This is a genomic window from Akkermansia sp. (genome assembly GCF_020860705.1).
Classification (GTDB): domain Bacteria; phylum Verrucomicrobiota; class Verrucomicrobiia; order Verrucomicrobiales; family Akkermansiaceae; genus Akkermansia.
The window spans coordinates 18,298-45,164 of sequence record NZ_JAJBTT010000023.1; the positions used below are offsets into that span (position 1 = coordinate 18,298).

The following is a 26,867-nucleotide window of genomic DNA, read 5'->3' on the forward strand; positions in this document are numbered from 1 at the left end:
GGGCTGCAACAACTCCGACGCCTCCGCCTGTCGTCAAAAATACATTATCCCCAAATCCAACATTTCTATAACCCTGTCAGGGAACGCGGCAGGAAAAGAAGGGAAGGCAACAACTCCCATGGGGATGAACAGATTTCACCTGTCCGCCATTTCATCAATAAGGGAAAGCTCTTCCGGGGTGAACCGTGTATTTTCCAGGGCTTTCAGGCAATCCACGATTTGCGAAGGGCGGCTGGCGCCTATCAGGGCCGTGGTCACTACGGAATCTTTCAGAACCCAGGCGAGAGCCATCTGGGCGAGGCTTTGCCCGCGGCTCCGGGCCAGGGCGGCCAGGCGGCGTATTTTATCCTCATGCTGCTGCACCCGTTCTGCCGTTAAAAAGACGGAGGAACCTGCTGCGCGGGAATCCGAAGGAATACCCTCCAGATAACGGTCCGTCAGCATGCCCTGGGCCAAGGGAGAAAAGGCGACGCAACCGGTGCCCGTTTCCCGGATGGCCTGAAAAACGGACTCTTCCGGCTCCCGGTTGAACATGTTGTAACGGAGCTGGTGGACCAGGCACGGCACACGGGCCTCCCGAAGCAGGGCACATATCCGCCTGGTTTGCTCCGCCGGAAATTTGGAGATGCCGGCATACAAGGCCTTGCCGGACTGAACCGCCGTAACAAGAGCTCCGGCCGTTTCTTCCAGCGGAGTCTCCGGATCATACCGGTGCGCATAAAAAATATCCACATACTCCAGCTTCATGCGGGAAAGAGACTGGTCCAGGCTGGCAAGCATGTGCTTGCGGGATCCCCAGTCCCCGTACGGCCCCTCCCACATCAGATGCCCCGCCTTGGTAGCGATGACGAGCTCGTCACGGAAACGGGACAAATCCTGCATGAAAATACGGCCGAAACATTCTTCCGCTGCCCCGGGCGGCGGTCCATAATTGTTCGCCAGGTCAAAATACGTAATGCCGGCGTCAAACGCGCCATGGATAAGCCGCCGGGCATTCTCAAAATCATCGGCAGCGCCGAAATTGTGCCAAAGCCCCAGGGAGACGGGAGGGAGCAGCAACCCGCTGAGGCCGCAGCGGCGGTAGTCCAGATGGCTGTAGCGGTCAGGATCGGGCAAATAACTCATGGGGAAGAGGGGGTGGAAGATTCATGACCGTGGATCAGGCGTTCATGCCGCACGCCGGAACGCCATGCCTCCGTGTGGTATTTGGCCGCCAGCAATTCCGCCACGCGGGCGTTCATACCGGGAAATGCCTCTACTGCCTCGCACAGGGAATATTCATCCGCCAGACGGGCGGCCAGCATTTGATCCCAGCCGGGAGGAAGAAGGCAATTCTGAATGCTCCCCTGATGGAGAACTCCGCCGCGCACCCTCCTCTGCCCGCCTCCGGCCAGCTTTTCCCCGCCGGGGAGCACAAGATCACTCGTTACGGGACTGGAAAAACAGGCGCGGCCTCCGTCCGGGGCATCCCCGTCCAGCATCACGCATTCCACGCCGCACTCTTTTAAAACGCGGGCCAGGGCGCCATGAATCCAGCGGTACAGCGTGGCGCTGGAAGGCCGTTCCTTTTCTTCCCTGCGGTGCATGGCCAAGGTGAAGGGAATGTCATGCCGGTGGTCCACAATGCCGCCGCCCGTCCAGCGCCGCACAAAATGGAGATCATCCCCCGGAAAAATGCCGCGCGCCGTGGCTTCCTCATCAAAATAACCGTAGGTCACGGTCGGCCGGGCCCAGCGGTACACCCGCAGCACGGGCTTTTCCCCCCATTCCAGCAGAGCTTCGTCCACCGCCATGGCTTCCTCCCCGCTCCTGGCTACCGGATCACGCCACAGCACCAGTTCCGGCAGAGGGGACAAATTGCCGACGACATTTGCGAATCCCGACATATGGTAATAGTGTAAAACGACAGAAACATTCCGTGCAGGAAGCGCAGCGGAGGATTCCGCGGCCATCAACCTCCCGCACAGGCCTAATGGTTCATGGGAAGCGCTATGCGCTGGGTGAACGACCTGGTATAACGTTCAAAGAACTCCTCCGGGGAGGGAGCCGGACGCTTCTTCTGCCGGATCTGGTCCACCAAGGCCATGCCTTCATCCGTAACTACCGTCATGGATATGGTCACGGCGGTAACGCGCCCAGACTTCACATCACCAATATTCACGCTGCTGCCGATGACATCCAGCCGGTTACCGTATACATCCATCTGGGAGCAGGAACCGAGACGGTTGGCTCCCGTCGTCATGACCGGGATCAACACGGACTCCCGTTGCGTAGCGTCCTTGTCCGACTTGTTGCTGCCGGAATTGCCGATCTTCTTCTGGTAATCCACTTCAAAGATCAGCGTCATCTCCACAATATTTTCCACCAGGAAATTGGCGGGTATGGTTTCATCCTGCTGATAGCGGGTGTAAGCCGCCCAAAGGTCCTGCTGGCCCAGGAGATTCTGCACGGTATCTTCCGCGCTGATCAGATTGCGGTACAGGGAATAGACGGGGAAACCGTCCGACTCCGCCGTAGCGTCCTGGTCCAGAATCTGGTCACGGTAAAGCAGCTTGTACCCCACGCAGTTCACGTCGCCGATCAGGCGGTCGTTCCTCATGTCCATGCTGGACTTGGCGGGATTGCGGTCCGTGGCCGTGGTAAAGAAAATCACCTGGGAGGCATTCGTGATCTTGGCGCCTTCCGGCCCCATGGTCATCAGGTTCACCCGGGCTTCATCCAGACCGGAGGAACGGCCTTTTTTCTTGGATGCCGTCGTCTTGTTCGCGCGTGAAACCAGATCACTGTCCCGCTGCACCAGCATCCATTCAAAAGGATTCCCGGAACGGAACTGCATGCTTTCAAAATCCTTGGTCATGGTATCCATGGCCGTGCGGGCAAGCGTGGTGGTCCGCACATCCTGCAGCACCCATCTCCAGATGTCCACCCCGCGGGAGGTCAGGGCCACAATCACCAGCACCAGCACGGTAGTGATGGTCATGGCGGCCAGAAGCTCAATCAGAGTGAACGCTCCGGATTTGATTTTGGCAAATGTCTTCATGATTTTTCAGAGTTCTTCAGATCATGCCGTTAGCGGCGGAAAGCGAGGTTGCGCGTAAAGACGGGAGTCTTCAAATTCTCCCAGGTCACGTACTGCAAACGTTCAGGATCCGTATTCAGAAGCTGGAAAAATTCCGCCTGGTACAGGACTTCCGCCCCCCATGGCAAATTCAGGCCGCCGCCCTTCTCCGGCGTATACACGTAAAGGGAAGGCTCCGTAATGACCTTGCCGCGGTTGTAAGGGTTGTAAATCGTCCCGTACTTGGGAGCCAGCTTATACCCATAAGCGTTGGAATCCATGCGTTCCACCACCAGCTGGGTCATGCGCACGGCAAAGACGGGACCGACCAGCGCCTTGAAATCCTCCCACCGGTTCTTGTTGTTTGCCAGGCAGACGCCCGGCACCACGGCCGTATTCTTGCCGGGAATGCTGCCGCCTTCCTCCAGCCAGGGCTGGGGAGTGCCGTCCTTGCGAACGCCTTTGGTCAGATCAGCCCTGTAATTGTAAACCAGAATGGTCGTGGCAGGCTTGGACGTAAACTGCATCCAGTAAAACGCCTTGTCAAAAGCGGAAATATATCTGGTGGAGGAAGACTTTCTGGCATTGGGGGCGGCACGCTCGGAATTGCGGAGCTCCCCGAGTTCCGCCGTCAGGGCATGAACAATGCGGTCCGCCTCACGAATGGTCAGGGCGGCCTGGACCGTCCTTCTGGCAGGAATAAACATGGCCATGAATACCACGATCAACACGGCAACCACGCCGATCGCAAGCACCACTTCCGTCAGGGTAAACCCTTTGGCACGAGATTGTTTCATACACTTGGTCAACATAAAATGGAAAATCCGTTAAAACATGAATTAGTCGGGAATCACCTGCTCCGTCGTCCTCAACCGGCTGATATTGCCCTTGGGGTAAATGACGATGCCGCCTGCCAGCCCCGGCTTCCCGTCCACCATCGGGGTCGGCTTTTCTTCCTTGCCGTTTCCGGCGGAACCGGAAACCACCACCAGGCGGGTGGGGGCATTCGGCTGGGACATGCGGCCTTCCTCGTCAAACTCAATGAAGTAAATATCCGTCATCCTATTGCCCGGAAGATTGACGGTATCCTGTCCGTCACGGCTGGAAAAACTGCGGGCTACCGACTTGCCCTTGTTCCTCTTGGAACCTTCCAGAAGGGTGCTGTAGGTGGGGCTGATATAGAATCCGGCGGGAAGAGTCTGCAAACGGTTGACCAGATGCCACTTTCCGGTACGCGTATTTTTGGACATCACGCCCAGGGTACGCATGTTGCGGGCCTCGTCTTCAGGAGTGCTGATAATAATCAGGCGGCTCCAGGTCCCCTTGCCCATGGCGTCCAGGCGCGCTTCCTGCACCATGCCGTCCACCATCTCCACCGCGGACTGAAGCCCCTGCGCCCTGCCCCCGCCTCTCAACATACTGGCAGCCAATGCCATCATGGCTACCATAATGGTAATGACGACAATAAGTTCCACCAGGGTAAACCCCCTGCTCCCCGACGAAGAACAGCATGACACCGCTCCGGAATGCTTGGAAAAATTTCTCATACAGCTTATGCAGGATTGAACAACGATTTTCGGTATGCTACCCGTTTCACCCGGTCACGGCAATCATTTTTTAAGAAACGGGAACGCCTGATATGGTTCCGTCCCCATAAAATTCCGGAGGGTGTTCATCACCCGGTAATCCGTGCTGGCATCGCCCGTCCGTAAGAGCAGAATTTCCGGCCACTTCAATCCACACATTCCAAGAAGGATAGGAAAGAGACAACCTTTCCGCGACCAGAGGGTAAAAGTATTTTCCTTTACGGTAACAGCAATTTCATTAACACCACCATGCCGGGAAAAGGGCCACAAACTTCACTCTTATCAAAATATTATTTTTTGATTTTTGCAAAGAGGCTCATTCCCTCAAATGAAACATCCAACCTATTTACGATGCGTCTCATTTAAAATGAACGCACTTTTATTTCAACTCCACCCACACGCCGCGGTGGTCGCTGGCCTGGCGGGAGGGGGGAGAGTCAAGGATGCCCATGGGAGGTTTGCGGCCAAGACGCTTTTTCAGGGTATTGTTGACAAAGAGATGGTCGAAGGAGTGGTAGGTATCTCCGTCTTCGTAGTAGATGGTCCAGGTTTCTCCACGGGAATCTCTCGGTTTCAGACGGTTCAAGCGGTATTCCGTTTTAGCCGGACCCTGGATGACCTGGACGGCGCTGTCCGCCGGACCGTCATTGAAGTCTCCGTACAGGAGCACGGGCATTCCGGCCTGGGAAGCGAGGGCTTCGTTCAGGTAGTCCCGCAAGGCGTAGGCCTCCCTCCGCCGCGTGTCTTCCGCGGAACCGTCACGGCTGAGGCGCGATTTCAAATGAATGCCCACCAGGCGGAACAAGCGGCCATCCGGAATCTTTACCGTGACATCCAGAATACCCCGCAGCATCGTTTTTTTCCGTTTCGTTTCTCCAGATACAGGCATATCCGCCACGGAACTGTTGTTGACGATAGGATATTTGGAAAGAAAGGCCAATCCCCGGTCTTCCCCATCCCTCATGACCAGCACCTTGTGCGGCAACTGAACGCCTTTTCTTTTCAACCGCATTTGCAGGTCGCGCACGGCGGCCTCTCCCCCCATTTCGGACAGTCCCGCCATTTCCGCACCGGATTGCCTGATGAGTTCCGCCACGGCTTCCCGCGCTTCAACGGGTTTGTATTTTATCTGGAAGTTGCTCCTGCGGGGGTCTTCCGGCACAAAGTAGTTGCCGGCATTCATTGTGAACAACCTGACAGGTTCTCCCTTTTCCGGAATAACGATTTTCTCCGGAGCCCTGCCCTGACCGGCCGCCGGCCGGGAGGCGGGCACCGCTTCCATCGTATCCGGAAGCGGTTTCCATTCCGTCAAGCCGTAGCCCAGCACCACACCCAGTACAATCAGGGCCGCAATGACGGAGGATCCCCTGCGTTTTGACGTTTTCCTGATCATGTTCGTTCCCTTGAAAGATTTCCCTGATGAAAGGCGTAGTGTTTAAGCAGGTCCCGCCGTGCAAAATTTTTCCAGCTTATTACTCGTCTTTCACTTCACTTTTATCCGTAATTCATGATAAACCATGAATGTGCCTTCATTGCAACCCCAGAACGAGTCCCAGCCTGACGAGCAAACGCTTTCCCAATATGCGGAACATACCAGGAAAAGCCTGATTGCGCGTTTGGAGAATTGGGAGGACCAGCGCACATGGGACGAGTTTTACCGCACCTACTGGAGGCTCATTTATTCCGTCGCCCTCAAGGCCGGATTGAGGGAGGACGAAGCCTGGGACGTGGTGCAGGAAACCATTCTTTCCATCGCCAAACAGAGCAAGAAGAATATTTACAAGCCGGAACAGGGTTCCTTCAAGCTCTGGCTCTGGAACATGACCCGCTGGCGCATCAACGACCAGTTCCGCAAGCGGAAGAAGGACACGGCCATGCTGATGAGTCCGGATGCCGCGGAATCCCAGGAGCATCCCATTGACAAGATTCCGGACGAAGGGAAGAATAATTTTGACCAGGTGTGGGAACGGGAATGGCAGAATAATCTGCTGCAGGCGGCTCTGGAACGCGTCAAGGCCAAGGTGTCTCCCAAGCAGTTCCAGATTTTTGATTATTACGTGCTCCGGGAATGGGATGCGGCCAAAGTCCGGAGACAGCTTGGCGTCACCATCGCCCAGGTGTACCTGGCGAAGCACCGCGTAGGGAGCGCCCTGAAGAAAGAGCTGCAATTCCTTCAATCCCAGGAGGAGGAGAAGGAGAAGTAAAGCTGGCTGCCTCCGGTGCAGACGGATCCCATGCCGCTTTTTCCCGGCCATTCCCTTTTTCTGCAATAATTCCTTTATTTTGCCTCTTGCCAATGGAGGGGTTTTGTCGTTAGATAACGGCAACTGCAATGCCGCCCTCACGCAATAGACATTCCGCCCAGAAGGTTTTCACCTGGGACAAGATCAAGATGGCCCTGGCAGCGGCGGAAGAAGGGTTTTATATCTGGAATATCAAAACGGGCGTGATCCATTACACGGACCGCTGCCTGACCATGATGGGGGCCAGCCGCAAGGAAAAGGCCCCCAATATTTTCACCCAGCCCGAGCTGACCATCCACGAGGAGGACCAGGCTTTTTTCTCCCAGGAGGTGCGCCGTTACCTGGACGGCCATTCCCATATGCCCATGCGCATTGAGATCCGGATGAAAAAGCTCAATTCCAAGAGCTGGAGCTGGGTGCGCATCAACGGCATCGCGCGCAGGGACAAGCAGCGCCGCCCCGTGATGCTGGTAGGCGTGTGGGTTAACATCACCCGGCGGAAAACGGCGGAACTTCGCGCGGCGGAGGACAGGGACCTGTTCCACACCCTGATTGAACATATTCCGGACAGCATCTATTTCAAGAACCGGGAATCACGCTTTGTCCTGGCAAATACGGCTACGGCCAATAAATTGGGCGTGCCCACGCCGGCGGACCTGACGGGACGCACGGACGATTACTTTTTCGATCAAACGATGTCCGATATTTCCCGCAAGGAGGAATTGGACATCATGGCTACCGGACGCCCCATCCGCGCCCGTCTTCATCATGAAACGTGGCTTCACAAGGATGACTCCTGGAGCCAGATCAGCAAGTTCCCGTGGTATGGCCGCAATGGAGACCTCAAGGGCATCGTGGGCATTTCCAGTGACGTCACCAAGCTGGTGAAGACGGAGATCAAGGCCACGGAAACGGCCCGCATTCTGGAGGAACGCAACAGGTCTCTGGAGAAGGAAATAGATTTGGCGCGGGAAATCCAGTTCGCCCTGCTTCCCTATGAGATTCCCTCCCGGTCCCATACGGAAGGCGGTCTGACGCGCCATGTGGATTTCCACCATATTTTCACTCCTTCCGAGGGGGTTGCCGGGGACTGGTTCGATGCCTTTCCCGTGGGCAATTCCGGCGTAGGCGCCATCGTCTGCGACGTGATGGGCCATGGCATCCGCGCCGCCCTGATCGCCTCCATGCTCCGCGGCCTGATGGAACAATTGTCCCATCTGGCGGACAATCCGGCGGCTTTTCTTTCTTCCCTCAACCACCAGCTTGCCAAGATTCTGCAACGGGCGAACACCACCATGTTCGCCTCCGCCGTTTATCTTTACCTGGACTTGGAAACCGGAGTCATGACCGCCTCCACGGCAGGGCATCCGCATCCCATCATCCTGGGTGCGGACGGAGTCGCCCGCAAGATGCCCCTGCCCAGGGGAATCGCCCTGGGATTGCTGGATGACGCCACTTACCAGAACGCCCAGTTCCCGCTCCTGGCAGGTTCCCGCGTCCTGATGTACACGGACGGCCTTACGGAAGCCGCCAATCCGGAAGGGGAGGAATTGGGCGTAGGCAGGCTGATTGATTATTTCAACAGTTCCTCCCCCAGCAGCACCAAGGATTTTGTCCATCAGGCCCTTACCTGCGTCGCCAAATTCACCGGATGCACCAATCAGGCCGACGATATATGCATGCTGGGCATCAGTTATTCCGAGCAGGAGGAAAAACCGCAGAATTAACTGCCGCATCTTTCCCTCCCGGAGGATTCGGGAATTCAGGCCCCAGGAACCCCGGCAACACAGACGGCCCGCAAACCAGTAAAATGGCGGCCACCTGTTTTTCCCATGCCGGCACATGGCCAGGAGCCGTCATGTTGCCTCAGGACAATCTTCTGGAGAGAATTTGAAGTTGCGCCAGAACGGAACGCTCAGCATCCAGACGGAGAACAGGGCTTCCAGGCCGCCCGCCATGATGATCGTCGCCTGCACTCCCCAGACATCCACCACCGCGCCCCAGCCCATGGCCGCCAAAGGCTGCACGCCGATCGTGACGATGCTGAACAGCCCCAGAATGGCTGATTTGCGTTCCGGGGGCGCCAGAAGCTGCACGGCGGATGAAGAAGTGACGAAGAGGGAGGACGTAGCCAGACCGGCAAAGAAGAAGCAAAGGGCCTGTATTTCCACCACAGGGATGATGCCCGCCACGCACAGTGCGCTCCCCATCCACAGGGTGCCGGAGGAGAGCTTGGCCCCCACCCTGTTACTTTTGCGGGCAAACGGCAGGACAAAGAGGATGCTCACCATGGCCCCCGCACCCACGGCTCCCAGAATGAGGCCGGTATTCCTGGGGTTTCCGTGCATCAGCGCCGGAACAATCTGGTAGAGGGACTGCCCGCAGATATTCTGGATCAGCGCGCTGATCATGATGAAAAGCAGGCTGCGCGTGGAAAATACCGCCTTGAGCCCGGAGGCTTTTCTTCCGGCTCCGCGCTGTTTTCTGGGAGCGGAAGTATCCGTAATGCGCCCTTTCAGGGAAAGCAGGCAGCCGATCAACGGCAGGCTTGCCAGCACGTTGCCGCCAAAAGCGGTTCCGGCCCCCCATTCCGCAATGATGTACCCGGCGAGCGCCGGACCTATGGCCCGGCACGTATTAAATACCAGGGAATACATGCCCACAGCCTCCTGGAGCTGCCTGCGAGGAATCAAGTCGCCTACGAAAGCCTGCTGCGTGGGAAAACCCACCGTCTGGTTGACACCCATCACCAGCCCGGCGGCGTACAAGTGCCATAATTGGAGCATGTCCAGCATCGTCAGCAGAAACAAGGCTGCGGCCACCAGCCATTGAACGCACTGCACGGCGATCAGCAGTTTTCTACGGTCAAAGCGGTCGCCCAGGCCCGCCAGCAGCATCCCGCCCAGAAAGAACGGGAGCGCATTCAGGGCGGCCAGCAGCCCCACCGCCGTAGCGGAACCGCCGGAGATGTCGTACACAAGAATGCCCATGGCCGTGACCTGCAGCCACATCCCAATCAGGGCGGAGGCCTGTCCGGACCAGAAGATTTGCAGGTTCCTCACCTGAAGAGGCTTGAAGAAGCCCAGCCAGTCATTCAGCCATTTCATTCAACCGTGCCATCCTAAGCTCCGGCTCCGGAACCGTCCAGACGCGAGTGCGGCAACGGAAAAGCCTCTACTCTTCCCGGCCCGTTCTATTCCTCTGCCGTATAGCAGGCCGGGTAGTCCTTGGAGGGCAGCCAGACGGGCAGATTCTTCATCCTGTCCATGGCGCGTTCGGAAACCGGCATGCGCCAGATTTTAAAGAAAGGCCCCATGTTCTTTCCCGTGACCTTGGAAAAAGCGTTCATGACCCATTCCCATTTCTTTTCATCGCTCAGTTTGCCGTTGTCATACGGCTTGTCATGGAACTGGAGGGCTACCTGCCGGAAGGCGTCAAATCCCAGATAATACATCAGCTCCACCCAGAAGAAGAGCTGTACCTTGTTGGGCGCTTCATTGTAGGTCTGGGTGCCGGAGAAGTATTTTTTCATCTCCGCGCTCATTCCGTAGGGTCCCATGCCGCCGCCCCAGCAGGATTCAAAGTTTTTCCCCGTACCCATCACTTCACAGAGCATGGAAAAGATGTTGACGGAAACTTCCGTCTGCCCCTCCATCGTAAACGGAGGGGACTGGTGGTTATGCCCCAGCTCATGCCACAGCCCCCAGCTTCCGGACTGGATGATGGAGCCGCTGGCAATGGGGGCTGTCCAGTCCTCCGTGGCCATGGCGGGATAGCCGGAATGCCCTGCCCCGGCGGAAATCTGCCTGTCCACCACAAAACGCATCGGATGATGGAGGCGGTCCGGCTTAGTGTCCCACCCCATGATCCAATCTTGAAGGGCCATGTTTTTTTGCAGGAATTCAGCCGTTTTCTGAACATCCGGGCAACGCTTCAGCTGCTCTACGGGCATCGTGACGATGAGGCGCGGCATGCAGATTTCCCCCCACGGGGCCCTGGTATTTTCCAGCTGGGCGGCCCATTGTTCCGGAGTCGTTTTCCCCAGAATGAACAGCGGGGCGGGAACGGCTCCGGAGATTTGAACCTTGAACACCTTTCCCCTCTTGGACCGCTGGCCCACATTTACGTAAACCAGGCCTCCCATCGGGTTCACCATTTTCACGCGGCCCCGGTCCGCCGGAACCTGCATGGTTATTTCCGGAACTCTTTTCCATTCGTCCAGCTTGTGCAGGCTGTCCGTATGGCACCCTATGCGGATGCTGACCGCGCTGTCCTTGGGTGCGCCGGACAGGGAACAGGAAATTTCCGCTCCCGGCGGCGCGTACAGCCCCGTACTGTGCCAGCCGCCTATGTTGGAGTCTATTTCCACCGTGCGCCTGACCATCTGCGCCCCATCCTCAGGAACGCCGGGAAAATCCTTCGCCGCCGGGCACGCTTTCAGGGAGGAAGTCTTGGCATCCTTCCATTCCCTGCATTTCTCCAGAAGCTCCTGCATGCGCCGGGCATCATTCCCCTTTTTCCACGGAGCGGCTCCCGTAGGGAATTCCTCCATTCCTGCCATTTTTTCAGCCTTTTCCCATGACCATGTTTCCAAGGGTTTGTCCTTCTCCATGGCAATTTCATCCTTGGAAGGGATGGAATAAACGGACAGCTCCGGCATTTGATTCTTCACAGGCTGGGGAAAGCGCCCTTCCGGTTCCGGCTCCTCTTCTTCCACAGGAATATCTTCCTGCTGCCGGCGAGCCTCTTCCTCACGCTGCCGCCGTTCCAGCTCCTCCCTTCTCTGCTTTTCCTTCTCGTCGCGCGCGGCTTGCTCCCGTAACTTTTGAGCCGCCTCCTCGGCCTGCCGTTTCTTCTTTTCCATGGATTCCTCAAGAGACTTTTTCGCCTCATTCCTTGCTCTTTCCTCCCTTTCCCTGATCAGCTGTTCCCTTTGAATTCTTTGCTTCTCAGCGGCTTCCCTGACAGCCTTCTCCTTTATTTTACGTTCGGCCGCCAGTTCCTGCGCCGCTTTTCTCTTTGCCAGGTTATCCTGATACAGATAATACCCGGCTCCCGCGCCGCAAACCAGCAACAGCACTAAAAACCAGCCCACAGCGCTCCCCCTGCATACGTTACGGGAAAAAGAAGAAATGTTCATGCGTTTGAAATTTAGAAGAAACCGCTATCATTTCTGCATTGCAGACAATCCTTGTCAATAGGATTCTTCCTGTTCTCCGGGCGCATTCCTGAAAGGAAGACGCCAAAAACGGATTTCCGGCGGACAGTACAGCGCACCGAGCTCCTCAAGAAGCCGTCTTTGGGATTTCCATCTTCATCCCGAAATGGGGGAGTGCTCCATGCATCAGGCCATCCAGCACGCCACGGGTACGCGGTTCCGGGCTGACATATCCATGGCCGCAGGCAACCATGGCTTTCACTTCCTCCGCCGCATTGGAGGGACAACACCGGAACGCCTCCGGCAAATGGCGCATGGCGTCCAGGTCATTGTGACCGTCACCGAAAACGGCCACATGAACGGGCGGCACGCCAAATTGCGAAGCCACAAAGGCCAGTGCGGTTCCCTTGTTGTAATCACGGTGGCTGAAGCGCAGATAGGGGCCCGCCCTCTGCGTGACGATTTCCTCATACGGTCCCACCGTATCCTGAATGACGCCGGAGACATCGTCCAGCCCGCAGGCGTCGTTCACCACCAGGGAAAAAGCGTCATTAGCTTGCCTCCGGAGATCCAGCCCGGAAAACCGGCATTCCAGATGGTCCATCAGAGCCTCCAGCATGCCGCCGTAACGGCTGAACAGGTCATCATGGGCAATGGCGCAGGCATCATTCCATGGAATGCCCGGCATCAACCGTCCTTCCGCATCCGCCAGATGAACGTTCCGTTCCATCGTCACTGTAAAATCCGGGGCGAACGCTTCCGGATCATCATGAAACATGTCCATCAGCCCCTCCCGCAGATAAACGGGATCCCTTCCCGTATTGACGCCCCAGAGAACACCGTACTGGGCACGCAGCCCACGCATGATGTTGAAAAAAACACGCCTCTCCTCCGCAGGGCCGTTCAATGTAAACAGGGTATCGTCAAAGTCAAAGGAGAATAGGTACCGGGACACCCAGGGCATCGGAAGCGCCCGGACCGGCAGAAAACGCATCAATTCCATTTCAGGACAGCCCTCCCTTCGCCCTGGTTCGGCTTTCCGCCCGCACGACGGGTTCCGCCAGGGGAATATCGTCCTCCACCGGTTCCGCCGCGGGAATGTGCTCTTCCACAGGCTCTGCGGAGGGAATGGTTTCCGGAACAGGCTCCGCCTCGGGAATGTTTTCCTGCCGGGGTTGGGGCCTTTCCTGAGGCAGCGGAGCGGGACGCGCTGCCGGAGCGGCGGAGGGGGGACGCACCGCAGGCGCCGTTGGCTTTTCTGCGGCGGAAGCCGGGATCTTTGCCCGGGCGCCTACGCCAGCGCGCACCTGGCGGGCAATGGGCGTATTCATGTCCACCGCATAAGTCACAGGCAGGCTCCCGGCAGGGATTTCCTCTCCCGGCTTGCGCATGTGAATTTCCACCCTCCGGTTGGCGGCCTGGGCATTCTGGTCCCCCCTGGTGGAAACCACGGGACGGGACGCCCCGCACGCACGGATGTACAGCCTGCATTCCCCGTTAGGGCGGGTCAGAGCAATGCCGTTATCCTTCAGCCACTGGCGCACGGCATTCGCACGCATCAGGGAGAGAACGGCATTGTATTCCTCGGAACCAAAGCTGTCCGTGTGCCCTTCCACAATGAAAATCGTATCCGGGTTTTTCATCATCAGCCCGGCCAGCTGAATCATGCTGAGACGGGCGGAATTTTTCATCACCGCCTTGTTGTATTCAAAGAGAAGGTCCGCGCCCAGCCTGCTGTATCCGCTGTCCTTGCCCAGGGAAGACTGGGCCATCAGCTGGGAAAGAGATTTGCTGCCGTCCGGCAGGTGGGAATCGTCCTGGCCGCCCGCTCCCTTGAGCTTATTGTTGTACCATTCATCCGGGTTGACCATGTCCGGCTCCGCCGTCTTGATGGTCACCGGGCTGGCGGAAGTTTTCAACGCTTCTGGCGGGGAAGGTTCAGGCACCCCCTTGGCGATAGCCTGCATATCCACCTGCGGCATTTTTGGGGAAAGGGATTCCGGAGGAGCCGGTGTCACCGGATCGGCGGAAAAACTTGTTTCCCCCGGAGCGATCACCACCTGTTCCGGCATCATGTCCTCCAGGTCCGGCAACTCCGGCGGCACGTCCTCAAGCTGTTCGATATCCGGCTTTTCCACCACTTCCGCCACATCCGGAGCGGGACGGTCATCCGCTTTCAGGACAATTTTCTCCGGCAGCGGCTTCCGGTCCTCCGGCACAACGGGAGACTTATGCACATGAATCCCCAGGTCAAACCAGCTCAGAACGATGAAGCCCAGGTAGTGCACCAGCAGGGCCGCGAGAAAAGCCCCTACCGCCACGGCAGCCAGATGGCGCGGCGCAGGCAGGATGAAACGGCTGCGACGGCGGCGGTTCTCGCGTAATTCACGGCTGTTGTCCAGATTCGCACTCACGGAATATTCAACAAAAGGAGAGACACGGTTCATGAGCCGGAAGGAGCCGTGCCCGTAGCGGGTGCACTGTAGGATTCATGTGACAATACCCGGGGCATGGGCATGCGCGTATTCTCATGGATCCATTCCGCAATGCCAGCCTGCAACTCGTCATCTCCGGCATAGACGTTGACCTTGTAGGGTTTCTCAAATTTCTCTCCCTTCTTTCCTTCAACGGAGTGGAAGAAGGTCCGTTCCCGGGTGCCGTAGGGTTCCCCTTCCCGGATAGATTCATAGAGCTGTTTTTTCTCGTTCTTCACGGAATCGTAAATGCTCAGGCAGTCCTCCAGCGTGGAAAAGAAGTACTGGTTCGTGCAGACGACCATGACCGGATAATCCAGCTTCAGGGCATCATCCACGGGAGCCACGTCAAAGGTACTGAAATCCGCCCTCCAATCCACGCCGGCGTCCAGAAGCCAGTAGGCGGGATAGCACAGGGGCTTGCCCCAGTCCTGCTCCATCTCCCGGACGGCCACGGTTTTAAGGGAAGGGAAGCAGTCCATGCTGACCATGCAGCGGATGCGGGGGTCTTCAGAAGCAGCCTTCAACAACACGGCAGCGCCAAATCCCTGCCCCACGGCGGCCACCGGGGGCAATCCCCCTTCTTTTTGGGAAACGGCATCCAGCAGCGCCGTCACATCTGCATATTCCTTTAATCCATACGTGCAGAATTTCCGTGAGTTATCTTTTCCTCGCGGATCCCATACCAGACATGTGTAACCGGCGGCGGTCAATCCTTCCGCCAGCGGCAGGGAGCCTTTCACCCCCTGATCCCATGAAGTGGCTATGACGACCAGCTCCGGCTTCGCTTCCAGATGCGGCATGCTGCCGCGCATCTTCAGGATATCCCGCACACGGCTCTGGCGCGGGGACAAGGCCTCCGGCCTCCCCGGACGCACCAGATAGCCCTCAATGACCGTACCGTCAGAAGAAACGGCTTCCAGAGGCTCCATCACCAGGGAATCCGCAGCAGGGGATGATGCGGAGGACTCATTCCCTCCCACGGGAATAAGCAAAGGAGTGGACACATACCAGGCAAACCACACCAGAACACCTACCGCCGCAAGAATGAGCAGAAGAAACAGTTGAACAAGACGTTTGAACATGGAAAGGCTGTATACCCGGAAAGCAGTTGTCGGGGATGTTCTATCCCATCCTGTTTACGTTGACAACACTCAACTTCTATCAGGAGAATATCCCGCACACGCCATCCCGGCACAGACGGATCCTGCCGCACTGCGTCTCCGGAGCATGCACATGCAGGCACGCGCCCTGGCAAGCCTCCGCACCCCCGCCTCCCTCCCCGGTGCCCAAATAACGCTTTATTTCCCTCCCTTGATCTGGCATCCTTGTTCCACCTTTCCTTTTCATGGCAATCCAGGCCCGACATTTCCGCCAATGGTCCGCATTCCTCATTCTGCTTGCGCTGGGAGGAACGGCGGCCTGGTTCCTGATGCCCAGGGAATGGTCCCAGATGCAGTGGGAAATTCCCGGCACGCCGTCCGAATATCCGCTCGCCCAGCTTCTGCGGCCCTGGCTCATCCTGCTGGGCTGCTTCCTTCCGGCGTTTGGCATGTTCCTGTACAACCGTGCGGACATCATGGACAAATACGTGGCCCGCACCTGGTTGACGGCCTTCATCATGTGCACGGCCATCCTGACGCTGATTTACATTATCGGCGACTTTGCAGATAACGTGGGGGACCTGATGAACCTGGATTCCCCCCTTGCAGGCACCTTCCGCTTCTACCTGAGCCAGCTGCCCATGATCCTGAACCTGGTTCTGCCCTACACTCTTCTTCTGGGAACGCTCTGGGCTCTTACCAAGCTTTCCTCCTCCTCGGAAATCACCGGCATGCTGCAATCCGGAAGATCCCTGCTCCGGATCAATGCCCCGGTCATCATCGGCGCCATCTTTGCGGCCATCTACTTCGGCATCTTCGGGTTCCACTGGGCGCCCAATTCCGTTTTATACAGGAAACTCATGTTTTCCTCCCTGAGCCAGAACCATAATGACGACTCTTCCCATAGCTCCATTTACAAGAACGATGCGGAATCCCGTATCTGGTACCTCGGTAACCCGCCGGGAATCGACTCCCCCGGCGAACCTTTCAGGCAGGTGCGCGTGGAGCAATTCAGCGCGCCCGGCAAAATGGAATACGAGTTGTTTGCTGATGAAGCTTCCTGGGACCAGGCTTCCAGAACATGGACATTCCGCCATGCCATCAGAAGGAACTACTCTCAGGAGGAGCCCAGGCAACTGAATGACGTGCCCGTTTTTGCCGGGAATGAATACCAGACGCTGAAAGAGCATTATTCCGAGACCCCATGGCAGCTGATTTCCCCCAACGTCCGCGTGGATACCCAGGGAACTCCGGCCCTTCAGGAAATTCTCAGGAACGGCACCACGAATGCCAAATACATCAGAAGCCTGGAAACGGAATGGCACGTCAGGATAGCCCGCATTTTCTCCTGCATCATCCTTACCTTCATCGCCATTCCCTCCGCCATCACGTTCCAGAGGCGCTCCGCCATGTCCGGCATCGGCATCGCCCTGTTTCTGGCGGCGGCCATGGTGTTCCTGTATGAGTTCTTCCCCACCCTGGCCTCTGCAGGCTACATCCCCACCTGGCTGGGAGCGTGGATGCCCAACATCATTTACATCATCATCGCCATCCGGCTGTTCCAGACCAAGCTGGCCCACAGAAGTTTCATGGAAATGCTGAAAGGCTTGAAAAAGACACCCGTCCATGACCACCCCTGACCAGACAGCCGTTCTGAAAGCCCGCGAACTGCTCCACCAGGCACGCGCCGTGATCTTCGACTTTGACGGACTGCTGGTGGATACGGAGTATGCCATTTATTCCTCCTGGGCGCGCGTGTTCGCCTCCTGCGGCCACCCGTTGCCCCTGGATTTGTTCAACCAATGCCTGGGAAGCGGCTACACCCACTGGAATCCCGGAGACCATCTGGAACAGCTGACGAACCGTACATTCAACTGGGAAACCATTAACGCCCGGCGTCAGGAGGAAATCGTCCGCGATTTGGAACACGCGGGCCTCCTCCCCGGCGCCCGCGAACTCATCTGCCGCCTGGCGGAAGCGGGAACACCCATGGGAGTGGCATCCAGCTCCTCCCACCGTTGGGTGGATGGCTGGCTGAACAAGCTGGACATTATGCCGTATTTCCAGACCGTCGTCTGCCGTGATGACGGCCTTCCCGTCAAACCGGATCCGGCCCTGTTCTTGAAAGCTGCGGAAAACCTGGGCATGCCGCCGTCCCAATGCCTGGTGCTGGAAGACTCCCAGAACGGCACTACGGCCGCATTCCGCGCAGGCATGCCCGTCATCTCCATCCCGAACCGGGTGACGGAACAGGCGGACTTTTCCCTGGCAACCAGTAAAATCCGCTCACTGACGGAACTTCTTTAAGAAGCCCATATCGCAACGCTTGTTTCTTGACGAAATTCCCTTCATGCCTTATGTAAGGAGAATGGCTCCCCAACATACTCCATTATACCACTACCGTGTCAAAGACAAGATTGTAGGCCCCATCTCCCTGACGGACCTCCATGCCTTGCTTACTTCCAAGAAAATTCTTCCGGACACCATGATCCGGGAAGAACATTCCCAATGCTGGATGCCGCTCACGGCAGAATTGCGCCGCCAGGAACGCCTGGCGCGCCTCAGGGCATCCGCCTTCATGCTTTCCTGCCGCCCTCCCAAAAGCTGCCTCCTGTTTTACAGCATTGCCATTCTCCTGCTGGCATGCGGCGTGGCGCATTCCATCATGCTCCGCACCATTCTTTACATGGAAGTGCTGTTTGTCCCCTCCATGGTGTTTTTCATGGGGAAAATGCTGATGTACATGCACCTTCTTACCGGAGGCATCAGGAAAAAGCCCATGGATGAACCGGAACACTGACCGGACGGCCACGTTCGCCGTTGCCCTCTTTTCCCTTTCTCTTCATCTGTTTCCATAGACACCACACCCGGCAAAGCAGCGCTATCATTACCGTACCGATGAAAAAAACGACGGCCCGCCAGCAAGGACGTAATCGGCACGCTGGCAGCAGCGGGCAAACTTCCCTGTTCCTCTACCATGCCCAGGAAAGAGGATTCCCGGAATGGGATTTCCCTTTCCTCCATGCTGTAACGTTACATCAAATTCAAGGCGTTCCAGCCTTCAAAAAAGCAGCAGCCTTTCATCCGCCTGTTGTTTGATGCAGGTGCCGCCGTCTTTTTCTGCTTTGGAATGGGAGTCTTTTTCCTGATAAACCATGCCGCCCTGGAAATAATCACCCTGTTTCCCCGCATCCTCGTTTTCATGGGCAAGCTTTCATGCTGCGTCCACGCACTTGTTGAAAAATACAGCATCGCCGCCGTTCCCGGCGGGACAGCCAATCTCCCGAAAATCCTCCCCTTCCTTAGATAAAATCCGTCCAATATCTTCTGCTATTTCCAGTTTCCTGCTGCATGGGGCCTGGTAAACCCGCCATAAAAAACCGCCGGAACCGCAATGGTCCCGACGGTTAAAAAATCACTATTCCGGAAACTACTTGTTCAGTTCCGCAACGGCGGCTTCTAAGCTGGGCACGTCTTCAATGGAAATGACGGTAGCTTCCTTGCAGATGCGGCCCATCATGCCGGCCAGCGTTTTGCCCGGTCCCAGTTCAATAAAAAGGCGGTGTCCCTGGTCCACCAGCTTCTGCATGGAGGCCGTCCAGCGCACGGAACCGCACACCTGGTGTTCCAGCACATTGCGGATGTCGTCCGGGCCTTCCACGACGCGTGCTTCATAATTGCAGTAAACGGGCATGGAAGGCGTGCCGAAGGAGACATTCTTCAATTCCTCCGCCAGTTTCACCATAGCGCTGTGCATCAGGCGGGAATGGTAGGCACCCGCTACGTTGAGCTTCTTGGCAATCTTGCATCCAGCGGCCTTGGCTCCGGCAATCGCCTTGTCCACGCCTTCTTCCGTGCCGGAAACGACCGTCTGGCCGGGGCAGTTGAAATTAGCTACGTCCACGTCGCATTCCTGCGCCAGCTTGATGACGTTTTCATCCGTGCCGCCGATCATGGCGGCCATGGTGCCCTTCGTGGCGTTGCAGGCTTCCTCCATGAACGCGCCGCGCTTCTGAACCAGGCGCAGGCCTTCTTCAAAAGAATAGGTCCCTGCGGCGGCATGCGCCGTAAATTCCCCCAGGGAAAGGCCGGCGGCGGCCACGGGATTCAGGGAAGGCACCAGTTCCTTCAAGACAGCCAGGCAGGCCAGGCCATGCACATAAAGGGCCGGCTGGCAATTGCAGGTGCGGGTCAATTCTTCCCCGGGACCTTCAAACATGATGGAAGAGAGGGATTCCCCAAGCGCCTTGTCCGCCTGCTCAATCAGGGCCCTGGCGGCAGGATACTGGTCATACAAATCTTTGCCCATGCCTACTTTTTGGGCACCTTGTCCGGAAAACAATAATACTGCGTCCATAGTTGAGGCTAAATTATACTGTCCTAAGGAGAAAGAAGCAAGAGCGATGAAATTTTCTTCCTTCTCCTGTGCTGTTCATAGACACCGTTTCAACTTTCTCGGTTTCAAATCTGTACGCCTCGGAAGTTAGTGAGAGGATCATCCCTTATACCCTTCCTTATCAAAAATTCAGGAAAATACTATGTTACAAATATGTTCAATGAGAAACTAACCTCATTCATCAAGTCTACTTTCTATTGCCTGAACAATCCATTCTTCTAACGATTTCCCTTCCCCCACCGCTTTCTTACTGATTTTATTCAAGGTGGAATTTTTCATTCGCACTGCAATTTGCGATTCAAGTTCAATGGGATAAATGTCACGCATCATATGGCGAAGAGACGCTTGCGCATTTTTGGGAATACTCTGTCGAGCAAACCAATTGTGGATAACAGTCACTTGAAGACCGAGGGCTTTCGCCAATTCCACACGACTGATGGCATGCTCATGCATCCATTGTCCCAATAACTTAATGTCAACACTCTCTGGAGAGGGATCGCAGTTCCTTGTAAACATGCGATGGCAGTATCCAGCAAAAATCATCACAGAAAAAGAATGAGCTTGCCCAACTCGCATACGTTATCATAATAACTCGCATATGATTACTAATATAATCATTTTCATCACAACACCTGTCTAATAACCACGTCCCAATCAAAAGCATTTCCGATACTTTTCACCCTTACCAAGCAAACACAATGAGATACATATTCATTCTCCTCACCATCGCCTCCATCATTGTTAGTACCTGGTACACCAAAGACTTAAAACTGACTCAGGAAAGAGTTATAAACGAAACCAAATTTGAACATGAAAAGGAGGGCGCAGCTTATGAGACAAAATACAATCAATTGAACACACGCATTGCCGCAACCTATGACGATCTTAAACTGGAAAAAGAAGACTACGACAATAAAATTTCTACAGTACAAGAGCGAATCAAAATGCGACTGGAAGAGGAACAGCGTAAGGCAAATCAAAACAAACAGAAGGCGGAACGCGACATTCGCCGCAAACAAATTGTATTAGCTCACCGGAATTTATCGGCTAAAGAATGGGAAATAACACTGGCCGCTTTCAAAAAAAGACGGCAAGAGATAGCTCAAATCATCCAGAAAAACCGTGAACAAATTACAATCAATACGACTAAATTATCGGCCATCATCGCTGCGGACAGAAAAGAAATAGGAGAACGGGAGGATGCAGTCCGGAGAGCGGCGCAAAACGCGATGGCAGCCGGCCGGGCGGGAGGCCGCGGAACAAGCTACGCAATCATCGAAGCCAAGGAAGCGATGGAAAAGAAGCACCAAAATCTTACCAAAGCTGTAACCGCACAAAATCAAAAACTGAATCATTCCATCCAATCTCTTGAAGAGGAGTTAATCAGGATGGATAAGGAGGAAGAAAATTTCATGAACTCCAATTCTCCTCATCAAAAGAGATATGATCTTCCCATTAAAGAAAAAGAAGTCGAGTCCACGCCCTCAATCACACCTGTAGATCCCGAAATCATCAAATTACAAAATATACATAGAAGAAATGTAGAAAGAATACAAAACTCCCTGAATGTTTTAGAAAACAAGCGCCAGAATCTTTATAAGCAATGGAATGATTTTAAACGAATCACGGGCAAAGAAAGGACCGAACTCAGAGAACAGCACAGGAGAGATTTACAACATGCTACTTTCACGGGGTATGCAGCTATCGGGCTGTTTTCCGTCTTAACCCTCTTTTCATTCGCCCTGTACCACCGCTTGGAATAAAAATAGAGAAAATAAGTATTCTAACTGTTAAGATAAACTGTCAATCAGTTATAAGATTACACAATAGACAATATCCTGACTTTAAATCCTCAGCAATTTGCAAAAATGCTGAGGATTTATCATATACGTACATATCTCATTGTTTAAAATATTCAAAAACTAAGGACAATTCATTTTTCAATTTTTTATCTCGCCACTATGATTTCCATAGTGATCCTCTCTGGTACATCAGACGTTCACTATAAGCATAAAAAATCCACCTCGGATTTTCTTAAATCCGAGGTGGATATGAATACTTTAAATAAACGTTTTAGGCAGTGGCTTCCGTGGTGGCGGGAGCTTCTTCCTTTTCAGCCGTTTCACGGGGCAGATCGATGATTTCGATCATGGCCACGAGCGCGGAGTCCGTCAGGCGCTGGCCCAGCTTGATGATGCGGGTATAGCCGCCCTTGCGTTCCGCACAGAGGGGAGCAATTTCATCAAACAGGCGCTTGACGGCGGCCGTGTTATGAATCGTGGCCACGGCCAGGCGGCGGGAATGGATGTCACCGCGCTTGGCAAGAGTGATCAGCTTTTCCACGTAGGGACGGAGAGCCTTGGCCTTCGCCAGGGTGGTGGTGATGCGGCCGTTGAGAATGAGGCTGCATGCCTGGTTGGCGAGCAAAGCCCTGCGATGGGAGGCGTTGCGCTGAAGCTTGGAGGTTTTTACACCGTGTCTCATGATGATATTTTTCTATGTGTGTTGGTTTTGTGAGATTTAGTCGTCGTCGTCTTCGATGTTGGCGGCAATCAGGTCTGCCAGGCCCACGGGGCTTTCCTCTTCCAGGCCCAGGCGCGGCTTGGCCTGCGGCACGGGGCCGGTAAGCAGGGAGGGATCCACCTGGACGCCCAGGGAAAGGCCCAGTTCCAGCAGCTTGTCCTTGATTTCGTTCAGGGACTTCTTGCCGAAGTTGCGGTACTTGAGCATTTCGCTTTCGCTCTTCATGGCGAGCTGGCCAACGGTGGTAATGTTGGCGTTGTTGAGGCAGTTGGCGGCGCGCACGGACAGCTCGATTTCGTTGACGCTCATGTTGAGCAGCTTGCGAAGGCGGGCCGTTTCCTCGTCCTGGACGGCGGAAGGAGCTTCCTCAAAGTTGACCTGCTTGTCGTCGTAGTTGACGAACACGTCCAGGTGGTGGCGCAAAATGGCGGAGGCCTGGAGCATGGCGTCTGCGGGGGCGATGCGGCCGTCCGTCCAGACTTCAAGAATCAGCTTGTCGTAGTCGGTCATCTGTCCCACACGGGTATTCTGCACAGAATACTTCACACGGGTGACCGGGGAGAAAATGGAGTCGATCGGGATCACGCCAATGGGCATGTCCGGCACCTTGTTTTCGTCGCCAGTGGCAAAACCGCGGCCGACGCGTACCTGGAATTCACATTCGAACATGGTGTCCTGGTCCAGGGTGCAGATGATTTGATCAGGATTGACCACCTGGTAGGTGGTGTCGTCAGCGATGTCGGCGGCGGTCACGATGCCCTGCTTGTGGACGCGCAGGGAAAGCAGGCGCGGTTCCTTGCCGTTGTGCTTGAACTTGACTTTTTTCAGATTCAGCACAATTTCCGTCACGTCTTCCACCACGCCGGGCAGGGAAGAAAATTCATGCTGTGCGCCGGCGATGCGGACGGAGGTGATGGCAGCGCCTTCCAGGGAGCCCAGAAGAACGCGGCGCAGGGAGTTGCCGAGCGTATGGCCGTAACCGTTTTCAAACGGTTCCGCAATGAAGGTCAGATGATTCGCATCATTCGGATCTTCAATTTTTTCCAGACGGCTGGGAACTTCAAAGCGAGCCAGCGTGGTAACGGCGGTTTCTTCTGCAGTAGTGGTTTCGTTTTCCGACATAATCGTATGTAATGTACCGGGTTTCCCCTCAACACGGACACGGCGGACAAACCGCCTGAAGGACCTACGGCATGTGTTGAAAACGCCCGTGCGGGGAGCAATTTAACGATCTGCCTTCAACAATCAACTCTTTTCATGTCCGCCGGCAAATTTTCTGTGACTTAACGTGCGTCATCTGTCATAGTGGCGGCAAACCTATATACCAACTCATGAAGCATCCTGATTTTTTGGACAACAGGGATTTTACCGGGGAAGACCAGCGGCACCCCTCCACCCTGCCCATGGACACCAGCTACCAGGCTTTGGAAGAAGTCGTCAAAAAGCTTTCTCAAATAGCCTCCACCAGGCACGATCCCCGCTACCTCCAGGAGTATATCAAAACGGGCATCAACATGGCGCAGTCCGACGCGTCCGACCATGATTTCACCGTCCTGATCCGTTCCGGGCGGGAGATGTACCGCGCCAACTGCGTTTTTGCTCCATACCGCCACATCCGCAAGATTTCCGTCTTCGGCTCCGCGCGCATCAAGAATGACGAACCGGCCTACGGAACGGCGCGGGAATTTGCCAGGGAGGCCAGCGAACACGGCTACATGGTCATTACGGGAGGAGGACCCGGCATCATGCAGGCGGCCAATGAGGGGGCCGGGGAAGAACGCTCCTTCGGCCTGAACATCACCTTGCCGTATGAACAGACCTCCAACCACGTGGTGGCCAACAGCGACAAGCTGATCAATTTCTACTACTTCTTTGTCAGAAAACTGAACTTCGTGGCGGAAAGCGATGCCATGGTGGCGTTCCCCGGCGGTTTCGGCACCATGGATGAAGTCTTTGAAACCCTCACCCTGATCCAGACGGGAAAAGCCACCATTTACCCGATCGTGCTGCTGGATTCCCCCGGCAAGACCTTCTGGCTGAACTGGCTGGCCTTCATCCGCGTGGAACTGGTGGACTCCGGGCTGATCTCCGCGGACGACCTGCACCTGATCCATGTCACCAAGAACCCGGCGGAGGCCATGGAACACATTGACCGGTTCTACCGTATCTTCCACTCCTACCGTTTTATCAGGGACGCCATCGTCATCCGTCTGAACACGCGCCTTCCCTCCCAATGGGTAGAGCATCTGGAACGGGATTTCTCAGACCTGATCCTACCGGGAGGCAGAATGGTCCAGAGCGGTCCGCTTCCGGATGAAGAGGACGAACCCCATCTGGACCAATTGCCCCGGCTTATCTTCCCCATCAAACGCGGCAATTACGGCAGGCTGAGGCTGCTGATCGACCGCATCAACCAGACGCCCAGCAGGACTTATTCTCCCGCCTCCCATGCCTGACGCCTTTCCCGCATGGCTGATTCCCCTGGTCTTCGGCCTGATGGGGGCCTGCATAGGCTCCTTCCTGAATGTGGTCATTTACCGGGTGCCTCTGGGCATCTCCGTCAATGATCCGTCCCGTTCCTTTTGCCCGGAATGTGGGGAGCCCATCCCGTGGTACCTGAACATACCGATCCTCAGCTGGCTGGCGCTCAGGGGAAAATCCGCCTGCTGCGGAACCCCCATCAGCTTCCGCTACTGCTTTGTGGAGCTGCTCACGGCTTTGCTTTTTGCCGCCATGGGCTGGAAGTATGCGGACGCCTCTGCGGGAGCCGCCGTCCTGCTCTGCGTGTGGAGCGCCATGGCCATCGTCATCATATTCATTGACGCAGAACACCTGATCGTCTTCCGTACCCAGGCCCTCATCGGAGCCGCCGCCGGAGTAGGGGCCTGCGTGTTTTACCCTTTTCTCCTGCCGGACAATGACGTGATGACCCGGACGGATGCTTTCACGGCAGCAGTGCTGGGAGGCGTGGCCGGGTATGCCGCCATCAGGCTGGTGATTGAACTGGGAAAATTCCTGTTCGGAACCTGGAAACAGCATTTTGACGCCCCCGCCCCGTGGAGCCTGAAGGAACCGGAATCCGAACGGGAGGAACTGCAGCTCATTATCAACGGGCAGGCTCACGACTGGTCCATGCTTTTCCACCGGGCCTCGGACAAAGCCGTTATTTCCGGAGGTTCCATCACCATTGACGGAAAAGCACTGCCTCCCTGCTCCATCATCCTGCGCCAGGACAGGATAGAATTGGAAAACGGAGACGTTTTCCCTCTGGAAGACCTGGAGAGCGTGGAAGGAAGCATGACGGATATCCATGCGCAGCGGGAGGCCATGGGCTCCGGCGATGCCTGGATCCTGATGATGGCCGGATGCGTGGGAGGATGGCAGGGCGCCGTGTTCTGCCTCTTTATCGGCTCCCTGCTGGGAATTGGGCAGGCACTCGTTTCACGCATAGGATTCGGCAGGAATCTTCCTTTCGGTCCCGCGTTGCTCAGCGCCGCTTTTATCTGGCTACTGGGAGGAGACCAGTGGTGGCTGGCCTACATCCGGTTCATTTCCGGAGAATAATTTTTCCTGCCATGACACGGCTGAACCGCAACCCTCCGGGGCTGCGGTCTTTTTTTACCAATCCTTTTCACATTCAGACGTTTTTCATTCCTGGACCTCCGTTGAGAAAAAGGGGGTATTCCGGCCATCTCCGCGCCGCACGACCGGAGCATGCACATTTTTATTTTGCAACCAAGACGGAATCCGGGGGTTCATCCTAACAAAGAGAGGCGCCTCCGCTCATTCGGACTACCGCAGAGCAGAGCTCCTTTCAGAAACGCATTAACCTCACCACTCAAAGATATGACCAAACAAATGATTATCGCCGCGGCTTTCGCCGCATGCACCGCGTTCGCCCAGGACGCGCCCCCGCCCCCCGCTCCGGACGCACCCTCCGATGCTCCGGAATTGCAGCCGCCCCCTGAAAGAAGGGGAGGCCCCCGCAACCGCGCAGGAGGGGCAGCCCGTCAGGCCCCCGGCCCGGAACGGGCCAACCTCCAGATGAGAAGAATTGATCCCGGCATCATGATCATCGGGGAAGAACTTGTCATGGCCAAATATGATACCGACAAGGACGGCAAGCTTTCCGAGGAGGAAATAGCCGTTCTGCAAGCCGACGTCAAGAAAGCCCAGGAAGCGAAAAAAGCCGCTATCCTGAAGAAGTTTGACAAGGATGGCGACGGCAAGCTTTCCAAGGAGGAAAGAAAAGCCATGCAGGAAGAATGGCTCAAGGACCATCCGGAGGCCGCCAAGCGCATGGAGGAAATGAAAGCCAGGCAGGAA

At 55.9% G+C, this 26,867-nt stretch carries 25 protein-coding genes; 10 read left to right on the forward strand and 15 right to left on the reverse strand.

All coding sequences use genetic code 11. The annotated features are described in order from the left end of the window. Positions 1–135: 135 nt before the first annotated feature. From LIO64_RS04660 to LIO64_RS04685, 6 genes are all read right to left on the reverse strand, one after another. Positions 136–1,125 carry an aldo/keto reductase gene (locus LIO64_RS04660; RefSeq protein ID WP_290548286.1) on the reverse strand — a complete coding sequence of 330 codons (990 nt, stop codon included), beginning with the start codon at positions 1,123–1,125 and terminating at the stop codon, positions 136–138. After that, entirely contained in the window at positions 1,122–1,886 is a 765-nt protein-coding gene (locus LIO64_RS04665; RefSeq protein WP_290548287.1) for a hypothetical protein, read from the reverse strand. Before LIO64_RS04665 ends, LIO64_RS04660 begins: the two co-directional genes overlap by 4 nt. Before the next feature lie 83 nt (positions 1,887–1,969). After that, positions 1,970–3,040 (reverse strand): prepilin-type N-terminal cleavage/methylation domain-containing protein, encoded by a 1,071-nt coding sequence (locus tag LIO64_RS04670; protein ID WP_290548288.1) that lies wholly within the window; start codon positions 3,038–3,040, stop codon positions 1,970–1,972. A gap of 29 nt (positions 3,041–3,069) precedes the next feature. Next, positions 3,070–3,855 carry a prepilin-type N-terminal cleavage/methylation domain-containing protein gene (locus LIO64_RS04675; protein ID WP_290548289.1) on the reverse strand — a complete coding sequence of 262 codons (786 nt, stop codon included), beginning with the start codon at positions 3,853–3,855 and terminating at the stop codon, positions 3,070–3,072. A gap of 42 nt (positions 3,856–3,897) precedes the next feature. Next, a complete protein-coding gene (locus tag LIO64_RS04680) occupies positions 3,898–4,605 on the reverse strand; it encodes a prepilin-type N-terminal cleavage/methylation domain-containing protein (RefSeq protein WP_290548290.1) in 708 nt (235 codons plus the stop codon). 418 nt (positions 4,606–5,023) lie between these two features. After that, positions 5,024–6,037, reverse strand: a complete 1,014-nt coding sequence (locus LIO64_RS04685; RefSeq protein ID WP_290548291.1) for an endonuclease/exonuclease/phosphatase family protein — start codon at positions 6,035–6,037, stop codon at positions 5,024–5,026. A 124-nt stretch (positions 6,038–6,161) separates the two neighbouring features. Here LIO64_RS04685 and LIO64_RS04690 point away from each other — a divergent pair, with 124 nt between their 5' ends. Further along, a complete protein-coding gene (locus LIO64_RS04690) occupies positions 6,162–6,848 on the forward strand; it encodes a sigma-70 family RNA polymerase sigma factor (RefSeq protein ID WP_290548292.1) in 687 nt (228 codons plus the stop codon). Positions 6,849–6,976: 128 nt separating this feature from the next. Continuing rightward, complete coding sequence (locus tag LIO64_RS04695) at positions 6,977–8,614, forward strand: SpoIIE family protein phosphatase (protein WP_290548293.1); 1,638 nt, start codon at positions 6,977–6,979, stop codon at positions 8,612–8,614. Positions 8,615–8,743: 129 nt separating this feature from the next. Here LIO64_RS04695 and LIO64_RS04700 read toward each other — a convergent pair whose 3' ends face one another. From LIO64_RS04700 to LIO64_RS04720, 5 genes are all read right to left on the reverse strand, one after another. After that, the gene (locus LIO64_RS04700; RefSeq protein ID WP_290548294.1) at positions 8,744–9,994 is read right to left on the reverse strand and encodes an MFS transporter; all 1,251 of its coding nucleotides are present in this window, start codon (positions 9,992–9,994) and stop codon (positions 8,744–8,746) included. Between the two features lie 86 nt (positions 9,995–10,080). Further along, positions 10,081–12,027 carry a M60 family metallopeptidase gene (locus LIO64_RS04705; RefSeq protein ID WP_290548295.1) on the reverse strand — a complete coding sequence of 649 codons (1,947 nt, stop codon included), beginning with the start codon at positions 12,025–12,027 and terminating at the stop codon, positions 10,081–10,083. Positions 12,028–12,172: 145 nt separating this feature from the next. Beyond that, positions 12,173–13,048, reverse strand: coding sequence for an HAD hydrolase family protein (locus LIO64_RS04710; RefSeq protein WP_290548296.1), 876 nt, complete (start codon positions 13,046–13,048; stop codon positions 12,173–12,175). A 1-nt stretch (position 13,049) separates the two neighbouring features. Continuing rightward, positions 13,050–14,459, reverse strand: a complete 1,410-nt coding sequence (locus LIO64_RS04715) for an OmpA family protein (RefSeq protein ID WP_290548297.1) — start codon at positions 14,457–14,459, stop codon at positions 13,050–13,052. A 29-nt stretch (positions 14,460–14,488) separates the two neighbouring features. Then, on the reverse strand, positions 14,489–15,604 hold the full coding sequence (locus LIO64_RS04720) for an alpha/beta hydrolase (RefSeq protein ID WP_290548298.1): 1,116 nt from the start codon (positions 15,602–15,604) through the stop codon (positions 14,489–14,491). 263 nt (positions 15,605–15,867) lie between these two features. On the opposite strand from LIO64_RS04720, the gene LIO64_RS04725 reads away from it, so the two are divergent. The 4 genes from LIO64_RS04725 (at position 15,868) to LIO64_RS04740 (ending at position 18,721) form a co-directional block, all read left to right on the forward strand. Beyond that, a complete protein-coding gene (locus LIO64_RS04725; protein ID WP_290548299.1) occupies positions 15,868–17,262 on the forward strand; it encodes an LptF/LptG family permease in 1,395 nt (464 codons plus the stop codon). Further along, entirely contained in the window at positions 17,249–17,929 is a 681-nt protein-coding gene (locus tag LIO64_RS04730) for an HAD family hydrolase (protein ID WP_290548300.1), read from the forward strand. Before LIO64_RS04725 ends, LIO64_RS04730 begins: the two co-directional genes overlap by 14 nt. Positions 17,930–17,990: 61 nt before the next feature. Then, positions 17,991–18,422: a DUF4339 domain-containing protein gene (locus LIO64_RS04735; RefSeq protein ID WP_290548301.1), complete on the forward strand. Its 432-nt coding sequence runs from the start codon at positions 17,991–17,993 to the stop codon at positions 18,420–18,422. A 98-nt stretch (positions 18,423–18,520) separates the two neighbouring features. Beyond that, complete coding sequence (locus tag LIO64_RS04740) at positions 18,521–18,721, forward strand: hypothetical protein (RefSeq protein ID WP_290548302.1); 201 nt, start codon at positions 18,521–18,523, stop codon at positions 18,719–18,721. Between the two features lie 331 nt (positions 18,722–19,052). Here LIO64_RS04740 and fabD read toward each other — a convergent pair whose 3' ends face one another. Then, positions 19,053–19,979, reverse strand: a complete 927-nt coding sequence (gene fabD, locus LIO64_RS04745) for an ACP S-malonyltransferase (RefSeq protein WP_290548303.1) — start codon at positions 19,977–19,979, stop codon at positions 19,053–19,055. Positions 19,980–20,192: 213 nt separating this feature from the next. Further along, a complete protein-coding gene (locus tag LIO64_RS04750) occupies positions 20,193–20,594 on the reverse strand; it encodes a hypothetical protein (RefSeq protein WP_290548304.1) in 402 nt (133 codons plus the stop codon). A 122-nt stretch (positions 20,595–20,716) separates the two neighbouring features. Between LIO64_RS04750 and LIO64_RS04755 the strand changes: the two genes are divergently transcribed. Further along, positions 20,717–21,781: a hypothetical protein gene (locus tag LIO64_RS04755; protein WP_290548305.1), complete on the forward strand. Its 1,065-nt coding sequence runs from the start codon at positions 20,717–20,719 to the stop codon at positions 21,779–21,781. Between the two features lie 310 nt (positions 21,782–22,091). Here LIO64_RS04755 and rplQ read toward each other — a convergent pair whose 3' ends face one another. Beyond that, positions 22,092–22,502 carry a 50S ribosomal protein L17 gene (rplQ, locus tag LIO64_RS04760; protein WP_290548306.1) on the reverse strand — a complete coding sequence of 137 codons (411 nt, stop codon included), beginning with the start codon at positions 22,500–22,502 and terminating at the stop codon, positions 22,092–22,094. Between the two features lie 36 nt (positions 22,503–22,538). Then, positions 22,539–23,663, reverse strand: coding sequence for a DNA-directed RNA polymerase subunit alpha (locus LIO64_RS04765; protein WP_290548307.1), 1,125 nt, complete (start codon positions 23,661–23,663; stop codon positions 22,539–22,541). A gap of 209 nt (positions 23,664–23,872) precedes the next feature. Between LIO64_RS04765 and LIO64_RS04770 the strand changes: the two genes are divergently transcribed. The 3 genes from LIO64_RS04770 to LIO64_RS04780 form a co-directional block, all read left to right on the forward strand. Further along, on the forward strand, positions 23,873–24,997 hold the full coding sequence (locus LIO64_RS04770; protein ID WP_290548308.1) for a TIGR00730 family Rossman fold protein: 1,125 nt from the start codon (positions 23,873–23,875) through the stop codon (positions 24,995–24,997). Further along, on the forward strand, positions 24,990–26,105 hold the full coding sequence (locus tag LIO64_RS04775; protein WP_290548309.1) for an A24 family peptidase: 1,116 nt from the start codon (positions 24,990–24,992) through the stop codon (positions 26,103–26,105). Before LIO64_RS04770 ends, LIO64_RS04775 begins: the two co-directional genes overlap by 8 nt. A 282-nt stretch (positions 26,106–26,387) precedes the next feature. Further along, positions 26,388–26,867: EF-hand domain-containing protein (locus LIO64_RS04780; RefSeq protein WP_290548310.1), on the forward strand; the 480-nt coding region annotated here is incomplete at its 3' end.

What these genes read in the sequence shown, in the direction of transcription:
- LIO64_RS04660 (WP_290548286.1), bottom strand. Translation starts at nt 1,125, where the DNA reads ATGAGTTATTTGCCCGATCCTGACCGCTACAGCCATCTGGACTACCGC.
- LIO64_RS04665 (WP_290548287.1), bottom strand. Translation starts at nt 1,886, where the DNA reads ATGTCGGGATTCGCAAATGTCGTCGGCAATTTGTCCCCTCTGCCGGAA.
- LIO64_RS04670 (WP_290548288.1), bottom strand. Translation starts at nt 3,040, where the DNA reads ATGAAGACATTTGCCAAAATCAAATCCGGAGCGTTCACTCTGATTGAG.
- LIO64_RS04675 (WP_290548289.1), bottom strand. Translation starts at nt 3,855, where the DNA reads ATGAAACAATCTCGTGCCAAAGGGTTTACCCTGACGGAAGTGGTGCTT.
- LIO64_RS04680 (WP_290548290.1), bottom strand. Translation starts at nt 4,605, where the DNA reads ATGAGAAATTTTTCCAAGCATTCCGGAGCGGTGTCATGCTGTTCTTCG.
- LIO64_RS04685 (WP_290548291.1), bottom strand. Translation starts at nt 6,037, where the DNA reads ATGATCAGGAAAACGTCAAAACGCAGGGGATCCTCCGTCATTGCGGCC.
- LIO64_RS04690 (WP_290548292.1), top strand. Translation starts at nt 6,162, where the DNA reads ATGAATGTGCCTTCATTGCAACCCCAGAACGAGTCCCAGCCTGACGAG.
- LIO64_RS04695 (WP_290548293.1), top strand. Translation starts at nt 6,977, where the DNA reads ATGCCGCCCTCACGCAATAGACATTCCGCCCAGAAGGTTTTCACCTGG.
- LIO64_RS04700 (WP_290548294.1), bottom strand. Translation starts at nt 9,994, where the DNA reads ATGAAATGGCTGAATGACTGGCTGGGCTTCTTCAAGCCTCTTCAGGTG.
- LIO64_RS04705 (WP_290548295.1), bottom strand. Translation starts at nt 12,027, where the DNA reads ATGAACATTTCTTCTTTTTCCCGTAACGTATGCAGGGGGAGCGCTGTG.
- LIO64_RS04710 (WP_290548296.1), bottom strand. Translation starts at nt 13,048, where the DNA reads ATGGAATTGATGCGTTTTCTGCCGGTCCGGGCGCTTCCGATGCCCTGG.
- LIO64_RS04720 (WP_290548298.1), bottom strand. Translation starts at nt 15,604, where the DNA reads ATGTTCAAACGTCTTGTTCAACTGTTTCTTCTGCTCATTCTTGCGGCG.
- LIO64_RS04725 (WP_290548299.1), top strand. Translation starts at nt 15,868, where the DNA reads ATGGCAATCCAGGCCCGACATTTCCGCCAATGGTCCGCATTCCTCATT.
- LIO64_RS04730 (WP_290548300.1), top strand. Translation starts at nt 17,249, where the DNA reads ATGACCACCCCTGACCAGACAGCCGTTCTGAAAGCCCGCGAACTGCTC.
- LIO64_RS04735 (WP_290548301.1), top strand. Translation starts at nt 17,991, where the DNA reads ATGGCTCCCCAACATACTCCATTATACCACTACCGTGTCAAAGACAAG.
- LIO64_RS04740 (WP_290548302.1), top strand. Translation starts at nt 18,521, where the DNA reads ATGAAAAAAACGACGGCCCGCCAGCAAGGACGTAATCGGCACGCTGGC.
- fabD (WP_290548303.1), bottom strand. Translation starts at nt 19,979, where the DNA reads ATGGACGCAGTATTATTGTTTTCCGGACAAGGTGCCCAAAAAGTAGGC.
- LIO64_RS04750 (WP_290548304.1), bottom strand. Translation starts at nt 20,594, where the DNA reads ATGCGAGTTGGGCAAGCTCATTCTTTTTCTGTGATGATTTTTGCTGGA.
- LIO64_RS04755 (WP_290548305.1), top strand. Translation starts at nt 20,717, where the DNA reads ATGAGATACATATTCATTCTCCTCACCATCGCCTCCATCATTGTTAGT.
- rplQ (WP_290548306.1), bottom strand. Translation starts at nt 22,502, where the DNA reads ATGAGACACGGTGTAAAAACCTCCAAGCTTCAGCGCAACGCCTCCCAT.
- LIO64_RS04765 (WP_290548307.1), bottom strand. Translation starts at nt 23,663, where the DNA reads ATGTCGGAAAACGAAACCACTACTGCAGAAGAAACCGCCGTTACCACG.
- LIO64_RS04770 (WP_290548308.1), top strand. Translation starts at nt 23,873, where the DNA reads ATGAAGCATCCTGATTTTTTGGACAACAGGGATTTTACCGGGGAAGAC.
- LIO64_RS04775 (WP_290548309.1), top strand. Translation starts at nt 24,990, where the DNA reads ATGCCTGACGCCTTTCCCGCATGGCTGATTCCCCTGGTCTTCGGCCTG.